Origin of the sequence: Citricoccus sp. K5 (genome assembly GCF_902506195.1) — a bacterium.
Lineage (GTDB): Bacteria > Actinomycetota > Actinomycetes > Actinomycetales > Micrococcaceae > Citricoccus.
The window spans coordinates 3,472,941-3,485,153 of sequence record NZ_LR732817.1 but is presented as its reverse complement, the minus strand read 5'-3'; the positions used below and the strand labels follow the sequence as shown (position 1 = coordinate 3,485,153).

The following is a 12,213-nucleotide window of genomic DNA, read 5'->3' as shown; positions in this document are numbered from 1 at the left end:
AGCGATGCGGGCGGATTCTTTAGGCCCAATACAGGGACATCGGGTTGGTCACCAGCAGGGCCTGCTTTTCCGACTCGGTCGGCGCGATCTGTGGGATGTACCCCAGCAGCAGCGCGTCGTCCGGCATGTGCGAACGCAGGTTCGGATGCGGCCAGTCCGTGCCCCACAGGATCCGCTCCGGGAACTCGGCCATCACCCGGCGGGCGAAGGGGACGACGTCGGCATACACCTCGCGTTGCCCATCCACCGCGTAGGGACCGGCTTCCGAGAGGCGTTCGGGGCAGCTGACCTTGACCCAGGCGTCGGTCCGCTCGACGAAACGGACGAAGGAGGAGAACTCGTCCGAGTCCGCGCCCTTCCGGACGTCCGGGCGGCCCATGTGGTCGATGACGAGCGGGACGCCAAGGCCCGCGAACGTGTCCTCGAGGCCGGGAAGGTCCTCGGATTCGAAGTAGAGGACGATGTGCCAGCCGAAGTCACGGATCTTGTCCGCCACCTGCGCGAGTTCCTCGAACGGCTGGCTCTGGACCAGTCGCTTGACGAAGTTGAAGCGCACCCCGCGGACTCCGCGTTCGTGCATGGCGGCCAGCTCTTCGAGCGTCACGTCTGCACCCACGGAGACCACACCGCGCGCGGTGTCCCCGAAGTCGTCCAGGGCATCCAGCAGTGCGGCGTTGTCATGTCCGTGGCAGGTCGCCTGGACGATGACGTTCCGGGCGACGCCCAGGTGCTCCCTCAGGTGCCGCAGGTCGGCCTTACTCGCATCGCACGGCGTATACTTCCGCGCTGGCGAGAAGGGAAACTCCGCGGCCGGGCCGAACACATGGCAATGGGCGTCCACTGCCCCCTCCGGGAGGGTGAAAGCGGGCTCGCCCCGATCTTTCACCCAGTCCAGCCAGCCGGCGGTCTTCTCAGATTCGGTCACCCGTGATCCTCCTGAACGGATTGGTGCAGTCTGGTGCCCCACCGCTAACCGTGGCGGGACCGTGACCAGAATATGATCCGAGTCACCCGACGGTAGCCGCCCTCGGGATGGTTGACAACCATTTCGAGCGAGCCTGACATCTCCGCGAATGAGCCTGAAAGATTGCTGGCAGACCGTGCCCCCGTCGGGCCCCTGGGCCCCAGCACTATAGATGAGCCTGATGTCACCGATAAGCAAGAGCGCGTTCCCCTATTGTCCTGCAGTGGAGATGCTGATGTGACCTGGATCTCATTTGCAGCGTGCACCGAGGCCAGGAGAATCGGCACCCCCGCCTCCCCGGCCCTCTCGGCCAGGTTCATCACAGGAGATGACATGGAACTTCGACGCACCCTGCGACCCGCTGTCGCCATCACCACCCTCGCCCTCATGTTCGGATTGACCGCTTGCGGCGGATCCGCCGAATCAGAGCCCGTCAGTGATTCCGCGAGCAGCCGTGGCGCTGCCGAGGAGGTCCTCCCGCTGACCGTGGCCCGCGGCGGCGTGAACATCGAGAACGCCGTCCTCGCTGATGAGCAGGGCTTCTTCGAGGAAGAAGGACTCGACATCGGCGAAATGCAGCTCACCGGCATGGGCGGAGCCGCCGCGAACTCCTCCGTGATCTCCGGCGAGTTCGATGTGGCGGCCACCGACGCCGTCACCGTTATCCGGGCCGTGGCCGAGGGCATGCCCGTCGTCGCGGTGGCCGGCACCAAGTCAGCCGACCCGGACTACGAGGGCGAGGTCTCCGACGGCGTCGTCGTCCCGCCGGGTAGCGACATCAAGGAATGGACCGATCTGGAGGGCAAGAAGATCGGCGTCCCTGAGCTCGGCGGCCTGCCGCACATGGCTACCATGACCGGCCTGCTGGAGAACGGAGTCGACCCGGACTCGGTCGAGTTCGTGCCGCTGCCGACCGACGCCCTGGTGGAGGCCGCGGCGAAGGGCCAGGTGGATGCGGTCTTCACGTTCAGCATCTTCCTCCTCTCCGCCGTGGACAGCGGCTTCACTCGCGTCGGCACGGGAGTGCGCGAGTACCTGCCCCACGCCCCGCAGGTGCTGTGGGTTGCCTCGAAGGAGTTCGCCGAGAAGAACCCGGAGGCCCTCGAGCGGTTCCACAACGCGATCGAGAAGGGCACCGAGTACGGCAATGAGAACGAGGAGGCCGTGCGGCAGGCCTACCACGATCACACCCAGCTCCCGGCTCCCTTCATCGATGAGCGCATGGTGCTCGAGCCCCTCAACGTCGAGTTCGACGAGGAGGGGTGGAACACCCTGCTCCAGGTGATGAAGGACGAGGGCGACCTCCGTGAGGATCTCACCTACGAGGAGATCGTCTGGGAGGGAGCCCGTTGAGCCGCCCGCTGGCCCACCGCTCCGCCCCGACATCATGAGAGGTCTTCGACGTGACCGTGACTGACATCCAGCGCGCCGCCCGAGCCCCGGCTCGCACTCGCACTCGCACGCCGAGGGAACCGCGGCTGGGCGGGATCGGGATCACCGCCTGGAGGATCCTGGTCTTCGTGGCAGGAATCGCCCTCTGGTACCTGATCCACCTGACGGGGATCCTCCCCGCCGCACTCCTTCCCGGCCCGATCGCCGTGCTCACGGAATGGGCTCAGGCGCTGGTGTCGGCCAGCTTCTGGTCGATCCTGGGAGACACTATCGCCGGCGCCCTCGTTGGCCTGGCCTTCGGGATCGTGGCGGGAATCCCCCTGGGAATCCTGACGGGGCGCTTCGTGGCCGCCGAGCTGTCGGTGCGGTTCCTCGTTGACTTCGGCCGCGCGTTCCCGGCCGTCGCACTCGTTGCCGTGCTCCTGCTGGTCCTCGGGCGCGGCATCGAGGTGAAGGTGGTGCTGGTCTTCGTCGCTGTGGTGTTCATCATCATCCTGCAGACCCAGCACGGTGTCCGCAGCGTGAGTGCCTCGATCGTGGACACCACCCAGGCGTTCCGGATCCGCGGGGGGCTCTTCATGCGCAAGGTGCTGCTGCCGAGCGCCGCTCCCTCCATCCTGGCCGGGCTGCGCCTGGCGGCCTCCGTGGCCGTCCTCGTCACGATCTCCACGGAGGTCCTGACCGGCGCACCCGGCCTCGGGGCAAGCATCGCCGAGGCCCAGGTCGGGGGCAACTCTGCGCTCGCCTACGCCTACATCGTCTATGCCGGCCTCCTGGGCTACGCCGTGAACGTGGGGCTCGGCTGGGTTCAGGCTCGGCTCCTGCGATGGCAGCCCAACGGATCGGGAGACTGATATGGGTACCAAGACATACTCCCCGCTGATGTCGGTGTTGCTGCAGGCCTGGCTGCCTGTGACGTTGATCCTGCTGTGGTTCGCCGTGTCCGCGAACTCCACCTCGGTGTTCTGGCCGCCCCTGACCGAAATCCTCGGCACCATGGGCGAGTGGGCCAGCAGCGGCGGGCTCTGGCGTGACGCGCTGTTCAGCTTCGGCAACTACTTCCTGGCACTGCTCGTATCCCTGCTGGTCGGGCTCGCCCTGGGCACGGCGATCGGGCTGATGCCCCGGGTCGGCCTCATCCTGGACCCCTATCTGGACTTCTTCCGGTCCCTGCCCAACGTGGTCTTCGTCCCGATCATCATCCTCACGCTCGGGATTGGGCGGGAGCCGAAGGTGTTCCTTATCTTCATCGCCTGCGTCTGGCCCATCCTGCTCAACTGCATCGTGGGCGTCCGCTCCATCCAGCCCGCCATCTTCGAGGCGTCTCGGGCTTACCGGATCCCACTGCACCTGCAGATCCCCAAGGTCGTACTCGCCGGAGCACTGCCGCAGATCGCGGTGGGCGTCCGGCTGGCGATCACCATCGGGATCGTCATGCTGGTCGTCAGCGAGATGTACGGGGCCACCGAGGGGGTCGGGTACTTCATCCTGCAGAGCGGCCAGCGCTTCCAGCTCGCCGCCGCTTGGGCCGGAACCCTGCTGGTCGGGGTCATTGGCTGGGTGTTCACTTCGCTCTACGCCATCGCCGAGCACCGACTGCTGCAGTGGAACCGCGAGCAGGATGCCGGACCCACCACCCGCCCTCGAAAAGGAGCACGAGCATGACCTCCCAGACCCTTGCCACCGACCTCGCACTTTCCGCCCAGCACGTCAGCAAGGCCTTCGGCACCGGGGCCGAGAGGGTGGTGGTCATCGAGGACCTCCACCTCGAGATCCAACCCGGTGGCGTGACCTGCCTCGTCGGGCCCTCCGGGGTCGGCAAGACGACCCTGCTGCGGCTGCTGGCCGGACTGGCCGCTCCTTCTTCGGGCCAGGTGTCCCTGGGAGGCACGCCGATCAGCGGGGCGGTCGAGGAGATCGCCGTGGTGTTCCAGGACTACCGCGGTTCACTGATGCCCTGGATGCGCGTGCTGCAGAACGTCGCCTTCCCCCTCGAAGGGCAGGGCGTGGCCAAGGCCGAACGGCTGGCACGTGCGGCCGCGGCCCTTGAGGTGGTCGGCCTGGCGGACAGCGCCAACCGCTACCCGTGGCAGCTCTCCGGCGGCATGCAACAGCGGGTCGCGATCGCCCGGGCGCTGGCCTACGAGTCACCGATCCTGCTGATGGACGAGCCCTTCGGGTCCCTGGACGCGCAGACCCGGTTCGAACTGGAGGACCTGGTCCTGCGGCTGAGGCGGGACCTGGGCATCACCATCGTGCTGGTCACCCACGATATCGATGAGGCGGTGTACCTGGGTGACCGCGTCGTCGTCTTCGGTGGGCGGCCGTCACAGATCGTCGACGACATCGCCGTGCCCCTGGGCCGGGACCGCAGTCAGCTGACCACGCGGGCCGAGCCCGTGTTCATCGAGCTGCGGACCCGCGTGCTGGACGAGATCCAGCGCACCGGTCTCAAGACCTCCCCCCGCTAGCAGGACCCACGCCGCAGTCGTCCTCGAAGCCAATGCGTGCCGCGGCGAACACCTCACGGAGCCACCGGTGCTCCGGATCGGGTTGATGCACCGGGTGCCACCAGAGCGCGTTCAGCAGCGGCACGGCGTTGAACGGCAGCTCCAGGACCTGTACTTCACCCATGCGTTGGGCGAGCGGGGAGAGATGGCGTTGGATGATCGCCAGGCGCTCGGTGTGCTCCACGAACAGGGGCAGCATCACGAAGCTCTCGGCGACTGCGTCGATCCAGGGATTCACCCCCAGCTGCTCGAGCTGGCGCCCCACGGAAGTGAACGCGAAGCGGGTGCGGTAGGTGAAGACCCAGGGGGACTCGGACAGCACCTCCATGGTGAGCCCGTCAGCGACCCGTTCATTGTCGGTGGAGGCGATGGCCACCCAGTCGTCCCGGATCACGTCTTGGTGCGGCAGTTCGGACACCACCCCGTGGGGTAGCACGAGCGCGTCAATCGAGGGCAGGCGCAGCAGCACCTCGTCCATCGTCTCCGGAGAGGAGGGCACGAAGTGCATCCGGACGTTCGGCGCCTGCTGATGGGCGATCTGGGTCACCCGCGGCGCGATCGTGGCCAGCGAGTAGTCGGAGCAGTGGATGATGAACTCGCGCTCGGACTCCGTGGGATCCCACCGGGACTGGCTCTCGAACACCCGGCGCGTGGCATCCAGCGCCACGGTCGTGTGCTCGGCCAACCGCACCGCCAGCGGCGTGAGCTCATACGTGTTGCCCCGCCGGGCCAGCAGCGGATCGTCGAAGTGCCGGCGGAGCTTGCCCAGTGAGGCGCTCAGCGAGGGCTGGCTCAGTTGCAGCCGGGTGGCCGCCCGCGTGACGTTTCGCTCGGTGAGCAGGGCGTCCAGGGCCACGAGCAGATTCAGGTCGAGTCGTGAGAGCAGTCGTTCGTCCGGCATGGCCGCGCCCTCCTTTAGAGAATGTCGGTCGATGATGCGCTCAGGCTATCAGCCATACCGATAGTGGGGATATTCATTCGGGGCTTCACTGATGATGTGACGCCGACCACTATGGATGTCACGAGGCCCATCCGGGCCGTCGCCCGCTCCGGGCACTGAAAGGACCGAGGATGACCACGCTTCTCTCCCACCTGTCGTACATCGCGTTGACCACCCCCGATGTCGAGGCATCGGTGGACTTCTACGTCAACAAGGTCGGCCTCACCGAGGTGGCCCGTGAGGACGGCAAGGTCTACCTGCGTTGCTGGGGCGACTACTACACCTACAGCCTGGTGATCCAGCACGCTGACGAACCCTCCTTGGCCACCATGGCCTGGCGCACCACCAGCCACGAGGCCCTGGACGAGGCGGTGCAGCGCATCGAGGCCGCCGGCGTCACCGGTGAGTGGTTCGATGGCCTGGACATCGGCCGCGCCTACCGCTTCGTGGGACCCTGGGGCCACTCCATGACCCTGCATTGGGACGCCCGGCATTTCCGCTACGAGAAGGGTGAGCTCGCCTCGGTCTTCCCGGACCGCCCCCAGCGGCGCAGCCGGGTGGCCGGCGCCCCCCGCCAGCTCGACCACGTCACCATCTGCGCTAGCGATGTGGATGCCTTCGCCGCCTGGTACAGCGAGGTGCTGGGATACCGGATCATGGCACGCACGGAACTGGAGGACGTCCCCCTCTCGGTGTTCTCGGTGATCACCACCAACGAGAAGTCCCACGATCTCGGCATCGTGCTGGACGGCTCGGACCGCGCCGGACGCATCAACCACTTCGCGTTCTGGGTCGATACCCGCGAAGAGATGCTCATCGCGGCTGACTCGCTGCTGGAGGACGGGGTGCGCATCGAATACGGCCCCACCATCCACGGCATCGGCGAGCAGTCGTTCCTGTACTACCGCGAGCCGTCCTCCATGCGGATCGAGCTCAACAGCGGCGGCTACCGCAACTACGTGCCCGACTGGCAGGCGAACACCTGGAAGACGTCCCAGGGCTCCTACGACATCTACCAGAACAGCCCCATGCACGCGTCCCTGAGCGAGTCCTTCCCGCCGGCGAACGGACCCAGCGCCTCGGAGGAGGGCATCACCGAGGAAGTCCGCGACCAACTGGTCGCGAAGTCGGCCGGGGTCACCGAATGACCAGCACGACGCCGGCGCCCGGCACCGGATTGACCGCACCTTTCGCGGTGGCCCGCTTTCGCGACGGCGACGGAGGCTCCGTGCGCCTCGGTCTCGTGGCCGGTGAGCGCATCCGCGCCCTCGACGAAACCGACCTCGGCGCCCCGGACCTCAATGCCTTCCTGGCCGCTCCCGACTGGGACCGGCTCGGCCGTCTCGTAGACACGGACACGGGGACGGAAAACCTCTGGCGGCCCCTGGCCGAGGTCACGCTGACCGCGCCGGTCCAGCCGCGCCAGGTCGTCCAGGCCGGGGCGAACTACCGCACCCACGTCATCGATCTTGTGGTGGCTCACGCCCCGAAGAGCGACACCCGTCCCGAAGCCGAGATCCGCGAGGATGCGGCCCGGATGATGGATGAGCGTGCCGCCACCGGGGAGCCGTATTTCTTCATCGGACTGCCGGCGGCGGTCGTCGGCGACGACGTCCCGCTGGTCCTGCCGTCATACAGCGAGCAGCACGACTGGGAACTCGAGCTGGCCGTGGTGATCGGCATGGAGGGGTTCCGGATCAGCGCCGAGAAGGCGATGGATCATGTGGCGGGGTACACGATCTGCAACGACATCACCACGCGGGACCGCGTGTTCCGCGAGGACTCGAAGGGCATCGGCGCGGACTGGTACCGCTCCAAGAACGCCCCCGGGTTCCTGCCCACCGGCCCCTTCCTGGTCCCGGCAGGCTTCGTGGAACCCCACGACCTGGGCATCACCCTGGACCTGAACGGCGAGCGCATGCAGGATGCCACCACCTCGGATCTGCTGTTCGGCCTGCCCGCCCTGGTCTCCGCGGCCTCGCTGAACATGCCCTTGCTGCCCGGGGACCTGCTGCTGACCGGCAGCCCTGCCGGCAACGGCGCGCACTGGGGCCGGCTGTTGCGGGACGGCGATGTCATGGAGGGCTCGGTCCAGGGCCTGGGCACCCAGAGGGTCCGCTGTATCGCTGAGAGTGCAGGAGGAAGCAGATGAGCTCGCTGTCTGAGAACCCGGCGGACCTGGATCCGGCCGATCCGACCGGAGAGGTCGGCGTGCGGGCCGAGGCGTACCGCAATTGGGGACGCTGGGGCGAGGACGATGCCTTGGGGACCCTGAACTTCATCGACGCCGCCAAGCGCCTGGAGGCTGCCCGTCTGGTGACGGAGGGACTGGCCGTCTCGCTGGGCCAGGAGTTCAATGAGGACGGCCCGCAGAAGGGGTGGAAGAAACGCAACAACCCGGTCCACACCATGACCGGCACCGGCCTGGACGCCGAGCGCAATCCCGGAGCCCACCCCCACGGGATCGGCGGGGCGGACGACCTGATCGTGATGCCGCTGCAGTGCTCCACCCAGTGGGACGGTCTCGGCCACATCTTCGACCACGGTTACGCGTGGAACGGCCGCCGCGCGGGCGACGTCGTCACCACCCAGGGCGACCAGGTCACCGGGATCGAGCACGCCGCCTCCGTCATCGTCTCCCGGGGTGTGCTGCTCGATCTGGGCCGGCACGTGCGCCCGGAGACCGGTGAGTTGGAGGACGGCTATGCGATCACTACCGAGGACCTGGATGCCTGCATCGCCGCCCAGGGACCGTCCTCGGGGGTCGGCCGCGGGGACATCCTGCTGGTCCGCACCGGTCAGCTCGCCCGTGTCCGCCGTCAGGGGTGGGGCGGCTACGCCGGCGGGCCGGCCCCCGGCCTGTCCATCACGACCGCGGGGTGGCTGCATCGCAGCGAGATCGCCGCGATCGCCACGGACACCTGGGGTTTCGAGGTGCGTCCGAACGAGTTCCACGATTCCTTCCAGCCCCTGCACCAGATCGTCATCCCCAACATGGGGCTGACGGTCGGCGAGATGTGGGATCTGGAGGGAATCGGGAAGGCCTGCGCCGAGCGCGGACGGTATGACTTCCTGCTCTCCGCACAGCCGCTGCCCATCACCGGTGCCGTCGGTTCGCCCATCAATCCCATCGCCCTGCTCTGAGACGCACCCCGGCAACACCAAGCATATTGAGGCAGAGAGAGGTACTGATCATGACCGCAGTGAAGAGGGTTGCCGTCGTCGGCACCGGAGTGAGCGGACTGGCCGCGGCCATCCAGCTGGCCAGGGCCGGCGTCGAGGTGGACGTCTTCGAGGCGAACGCCGAACTGAGCGCCCTGGGTTCGGGGATCTCGCTGCAGGGCAACGCCCTGCGCGCGTTCGCCGAGCTGGGCGTGTGGGAGGAGGCCAGCGCGGCCGGGTTTCCCTTCGACGGGATGGGGATGCGTGCCCCCGGCCCGCAGGCCCCGGTGATCGCCCGACAGGAGGAAGGCGACGATCCGGGGACGGGGCTGCCCTCCGCCATGGGCATGCCGCGGGCTGACCTCACCCGCATCCTGCATGATCATGCCGTCCGGGCCGGTGCCACCGTCCGGTTCGGGCAGCGGGTGACCGCCGTGGACTCCACCGCGGACTACGCAGAGCCGATCCTGGCGTCGGGGCCGGCGGGCCGCTATGACCTGGTGATCGGTGCCGATGGCCTGCACTCGACCGTGCGCACTGCCCTGGGCATCACCGTGGCTCCCGAACACACCGGCATGGGGATTTGGCGGGCCTTCGTCTCCCGGCCGGAGGAGGTGAAGTACACGGAGCTGTACTACGGCGGCCCCTGCTACATCGCCGGTTACACCCCCACCGGCCAGGACTCGATGTACGCGTTCCTGGTGTCCGATGCCGGGGACCACTTCCGCGCCACCGCCCAGGAGGGTGCCACCGCCATGCTCGAGCAGAGCCAGGCCTACGGCGGGCCGTGGAATCAGGTGCGGACCGATCTGACCGCCGGGAATGCGCAGGTGAACTACACGTGGTTCACCCAGCATGTGGTCCCCGGTCGGTGGAACCGCGGCCGCGCCGTGATCATCGGGGATGCCGCGCACTCTTGCCCGCCCACCATCGCCCAGGGGGCCGCGCAGGGGTTGGAGGACGCCCTGGTGCTCACTGAACTCCTCGTGGAACGCGAGTCCCTGGACGAGGACCTGTGGGACGCGTTCCACGCACGCCGGGTGGAGCGGGCCACCGCCATCGTGAACGCCTCCGCGCAGCTGGCCGAATGGCAGCGGGACGGCCAGGACCATTCCGCCGAGGTGCCGGGTCTGCTCGGCGGCGTGGCCCAGCGAGTGGCGGTGCGGGCATGATCGTCGATGTGCACGCCCACATGCTGCTGCCCTCGCTGCATAAGGAGGTTGTCCGCCGGGCCCCCGAGGGCGTAGCCGCGGCCGCCGAGCTGGACCACCGTCGCAATGGGGCGGCCAGCCAGCAGGTGTCCGGCCCCATGGTGGCCGCCCGGATCCCCCGGCTCCTCGACGTGGCCGAGCGGCTGCGGATCATGGACGAACAGGGGGTGGACCGCCAGTGGGTGAGCGCCTCCCCGAATCACTACTACCCCTGGGCCGAGGAGGGCCTCGCCGCGTGGGCCTGCGCGGAGGCGAACCGGCTCATTGCCGAGCACGTAGCCCAGGCACCGGAGCGGCTCACCGGGCTCGGTCTGGTACCACTGCAGTGGCCTGAGCACGCCCGGGAACTGCTGGAGAATGCCGTACTCGGCTTCGGGCTGCTCGGGGTGGAGATCTCCTCCGCCGCCGGGGATGTGGAGCTCTCGGACCCGCGCCTGGAACCGTTCTGGGCGCGGGCCGCCGAACTCGGCTGCCCGGTGTTCGTGCACCCGTTCGGATGCACGCTCGATGAGCGCCTGGACCGGTTCTACCTGGTCAACACGGTCGGCCAGCCGGTCGAGAATGCGGTCGCCCTTTCCCACCTCATCTTCGGGGGCGTGCTGGACCGCCACCCCGGCCTGCGGGTGGTGGCCGCCCACGGCGGTGGGTACCTGCCCACGGCGATCGGGAGATCGGATCACGCGTGGAGAGTGCGGCCGGATGCGCAGGGCTGCAAGCACCCTCCCTCGCACTACCTGACGCGGATATGGTTCGACACCGTGGTGCACGATCCCCGTGCCCTGCAGCAGCTGATCGAGGTAGCCGGACCGTCCCAAGTGTTGCTGGGCAGTGACTACCCCTTCGACATGGGCAGCGAGGACCCGGTCGGGTTCATCCGCACGGCAGGGCTCGCCCCGGACGTGGAACACGGCGTCCTCGGGGGCAATGCCGCCGAGCTGGAAACCCTGACGGCCGCAACACTGCATCAAGGAGGGTCGCGATGAGGATCGCACGCTGGACGCATGGTGACACCCACGGTGAGGGCTTCGTGATCGAGGACGCGGTGGTGCCGTTCCCTCGAGAGGCCACGGTGCGGGAGGTACTCGCGGCTGGGCTTCCGGCCGCCGCCGACCTCTACGGCCGGGCCGACCCCGCCGAAGGCGTCCCCCTGTTCGAGGTCACCCCGCTGGCGCCGCTGGTGCCAGCCGCGGTGCGCGACTTCGCCGTCTTCGAGGAGCACGTGGAAGGCATGAGCGCCGACTCCAACGGCGATCCCCACGTGGGAGAGGCCTGGTACGAGTCCCCCACCTTCTACTTCACCAACCCACACCAGATCTTCGGCACCGGCCACCGGATCACTCCGCCGGCCACCGAGCAGCTCGACTTCGAGTTGGAGATCGCCGTGGTGGTCGGCGGGGTGGACGGGCACCCTGGCACCGACCTCAGCGTTGACGAGGCCGCCGAGCACGTATTCGGCTACCTGATCATGAACGACTGGTCCGCCCGGGACATCCAGACCGCCGAGATGCGCGGGCATCTGGGCCCGGCCAAGGGCAAAGACTTCGCCACCTCGCTCGGACCCTGGATCGTCACCGCAGACGAGATGGCACCCTTCTTGGACGCTGAGGGGTTCCTGGACGTCCGGGCCGAGGTGTATGTCAACGACGAGCTCATCGGTGCGGACCTGGTCTCCAATATGGCGTGGACCTTCCCCGAGCTGCTCGTCTACTCCTCCCGAGCATCCCGGATTGTTCCCGGGGACGTCATCGGGTCCGGGACCGTGGGCAACGGCGGTTGCCTGGGCGAGCTCTGGGGCAAGGCCGGCGGCGAGCTGGTGCCGCCACCACTGCAGGAGGGGGACGCGGTCCGCATGGCGGTCGAGGGGCTCGGCGTGCTGACCGGGACCGTGGGGCCTTCCCGCGAACCGCACCCGCTCCCGGCCGCCCGCGCCCGTCCGGCACCGCGCGCCCGGCGGGCCCAGCGGCAGGCCCACCTCGACCGTTGGTAGCTCTGTCTCCCAGCCCTGCCACAATGACAACAAGAGGAGGACACCGC

12 protein-coding genes are annotated in these 12,213 nt (G+C 68.2%); 10 read left to right on the top strand and 2 right to left on the bottom strand.

The genetic code is table 11. From position 1 onward, the window contains the following. Positions 1-19: 19 nt before the first annotated feature. The gene (locus tag BOSE125_RS15660) at positions 20-925 is read right to left on the bottom strand and encodes an amidohydrolase family protein (protein ID WP_159554050.1); all 906 of its coding nucleotides are present in this window, start codon (positions 923-925) and stop codon (positions 20-22) included. 372 nt (positions 926-1,297) lie between these two features. Here BOSE125_RS15660 and BOSE125_RS15655 point away from each other — a divergent pair, with 372 nt between their 5' ends. Genes BOSE125_RS15655 through BOSE125_RS15640 form a run of 4 tightly spaced genes read left to right on the top strand, consistent with a single transcriptional unit; the run spans position 1,298 to position 4,827 of the window. Continuing rightward, positions 1,298-2,317: an ABC transporter substrate-binding protein gene (locus BOSE125_RS15655; protein ID WP_159554048.1), complete on the top strand. Its 1,020-nt coding sequence runs from the start codon at positions 1,298-1,300 to the stop codon at positions 2,315-2,317. Positions 2,318-2,367: 50 nt separating this feature from the next. Further along, the gene (locus BOSE125_RS15650) at positions 2,368-3,210 is read left to right on the top strand and encodes an ABC transporter permease (protein WP_159554046.1); all 843 of its coding nucleotides are present in this window, start codon (positions 2,368-2,370) and stop codon (positions 3,208-3,210) included. A 1-nt stretch (position 3,211) separates the two neighbouring features. After that, positions 3,212-4,021, top strand: coding sequence for an ABC transporter permease (locus BOSE125_RS15645; protein ID WP_159554044.1), 810 nt, complete (start codon positions 3,212-3,214; stop codon positions 4,019-4,021). After that, on the top strand, positions 4,018-4,827 hold the full coding sequence (locus tag BOSE125_RS15640; RefSeq protein ID WP_159554042.1) for an ABC transporter ATP-binding protein: 810 nt from the start codon (positions 4,018-4,020) through the stop codon (positions 4,825-4,827). Before BOSE125_RS15645 ends, BOSE125_RS15640 begins: the two co-directional genes overlap by 4 nt. Here the strand turns inward: BOSE125_RS15640 and BOSE125_RS15635 are convergent. Further along, positions 4,808-5,767: a LysR family transcriptional regulator gene (locus tag BOSE125_RS15635; RefSeq protein WP_159554040.1), complete on the bottom strand. Its 960-nt coding sequence runs from the start codon at positions 5,765-5,767 to the stop codon at positions 4,808-4,810. The genes BOSE125_RS15640 and BOSE125_RS15635 overlap by 20 nt on opposite strands. 170 nt (positions 5,768-5,937) lie before the next feature. Between BOSE125_RS15635 and BOSE125_RS15630 the strand changes: the two genes are divergently transcribed. The 6 genes from BOSE125_RS15630 to BOSE125_RS15605 are packed head-to-tail and all read left to right on the top strand — an operon-like array spanning position 5,938 to position 12,166. After that, positions 5,938-6,954: a VOC family protein gene (locus BOSE125_RS15630; protein WP_159554038.1), complete on the top strand. Its 1,017-nt coding sequence runs from the start codon at positions 5,938-5,940 to the stop codon at positions 6,952-6,954. Beyond that, on the top strand, positions 6,951-7,958 hold the full coding sequence (locus tag BOSE125_RS15625; protein WP_159554036.1) for a fumarylacetoacetate hydrolase family protein: 1,008 nt from the start codon (positions 6,951-6,953) through the stop codon (positions 7,956-7,958). The genes BOSE125_RS15630 and BOSE125_RS15625 overlap by 4 nt, the downstream gene beginning before the upstream one ends. Beyond that, a complete protein-coding gene (locus BOSE125_RS15620; protein WP_159554034.1) occupies positions 7,955-8,950 on the top strand; it encodes a cyclase family protein in 996 nt (331 codons plus the stop codon). The genes BOSE125_RS15625 and BOSE125_RS15620 overlap by 4 nt, the downstream gene beginning before the upstream one ends. A 50-nt stretch (positions 8,951-9,000) precedes the next feature. After that, entirely contained in the window at positions 9,001-10,140 is a 1,140-nt protein-coding gene (locus tag BOSE125_RS15615) for an FAD-dependent monooxygenase (RefSeq protein WP_159554032.1), read from the top strand. Continuing rightward, the gene (locus BOSE125_RS15610) at positions 10,137-11,162 is read left to right on the top strand and encodes an amidohydrolase family protein (RefSeq protein ID WP_159554030.1); all 1,026 of its coding nucleotides are present in this window, start codon (positions 10,137-10,139) and stop codon (positions 11,160-11,162) included. Before BOSE125_RS15615 ends, BOSE125_RS15610 begins: the two co-directional genes overlap by 4 nt. Next, positions 11,159-12,166 (top strand): fumarylacetoacetate hydrolase family protein, encoded by a 1,008-nt coding sequence (locus BOSE125_RS15605; RefSeq protein ID WP_159554028.1) that lies wholly within the window; start codon positions 11,159-11,161, stop codon positions 12,164-12,166. Before BOSE125_RS15610 ends, BOSE125_RS15605 begins: the two co-directional genes overlap by 4 nt. Positions 12,167-12,213: the final 47 nt, after the last annotated feature.

Bases quoted from the DNA above. Each gene is read 5' to 3' on its own strand.
- BOSE125_RS15655 (WP_159554048.1), top strand. From the start codon at position 1,298: ATGGAACTTCGACGCACCCTGCGACCCGCTGTCGCCATCACCACCCTC.
- BOSE125_RS15645 (WP_159554044.1), top strand. From the start codon at position 3,212: ATGGGTACCAAGACATACTCCCCGCTGATGTCGGTGTTGCTGCAGGCC.
- BOSE125_RS15640 (WP_159554042.1), top strand. From the start codon at position 4,018: ATGACCTCCCAGACCCTTGCCACCGACCTCGCACTTTCCGCCCAGCAC.
- BOSE125_RS15635 (WP_159554040.1), bottom strand. From the start codon at position 5,767: ATGCCGGACGAACGACTGCTCTCACGACTCGACCTGAATCTGCTCGTG.
- BOSE125_RS15630 (WP_159554038.1), top strand. From the start codon at position 5,938: ATGACCACGCTTCTCTCCCACCTGTCGTACATCGCGTTGACCACCCCC.
- BOSE125_RS15625 (WP_159554036.1), top strand. From the start codon at position 6,951: ATGACCAGCACGACGCCGGCGCCCGGCACCGGATTGACCGCACCTTTC.
- BOSE125_RS15620 (WP_159554034.1), top strand. From the start codon at position 7,955: ATGAGCTCGCTGTCTGAGAACCCGGCGGACCTGGATCCGGCCGATCCG.
- BOSE125_RS15615 (WP_159554032.1), top strand. From the start codon at position 9,001: ATGACCGCAGTGAAGAGGGTTGCCGTCGTCGGCACCGGAGTGAGCGGA.
- BOSE125_RS15610 (WP_159554030.1), top strand. From the start codon at position 10,137: ATGATCGTCGATGTGCACGCCCACATGCTGCTGCCCTCGCTGCATAAG.
- BOSE125_RS15605 (WP_159554028.1), top strand. From the start codon at position 11,159: ATGAGGATCGCACGCTGGACGCATGGTGACACCCACGGTGAGGGCTTC.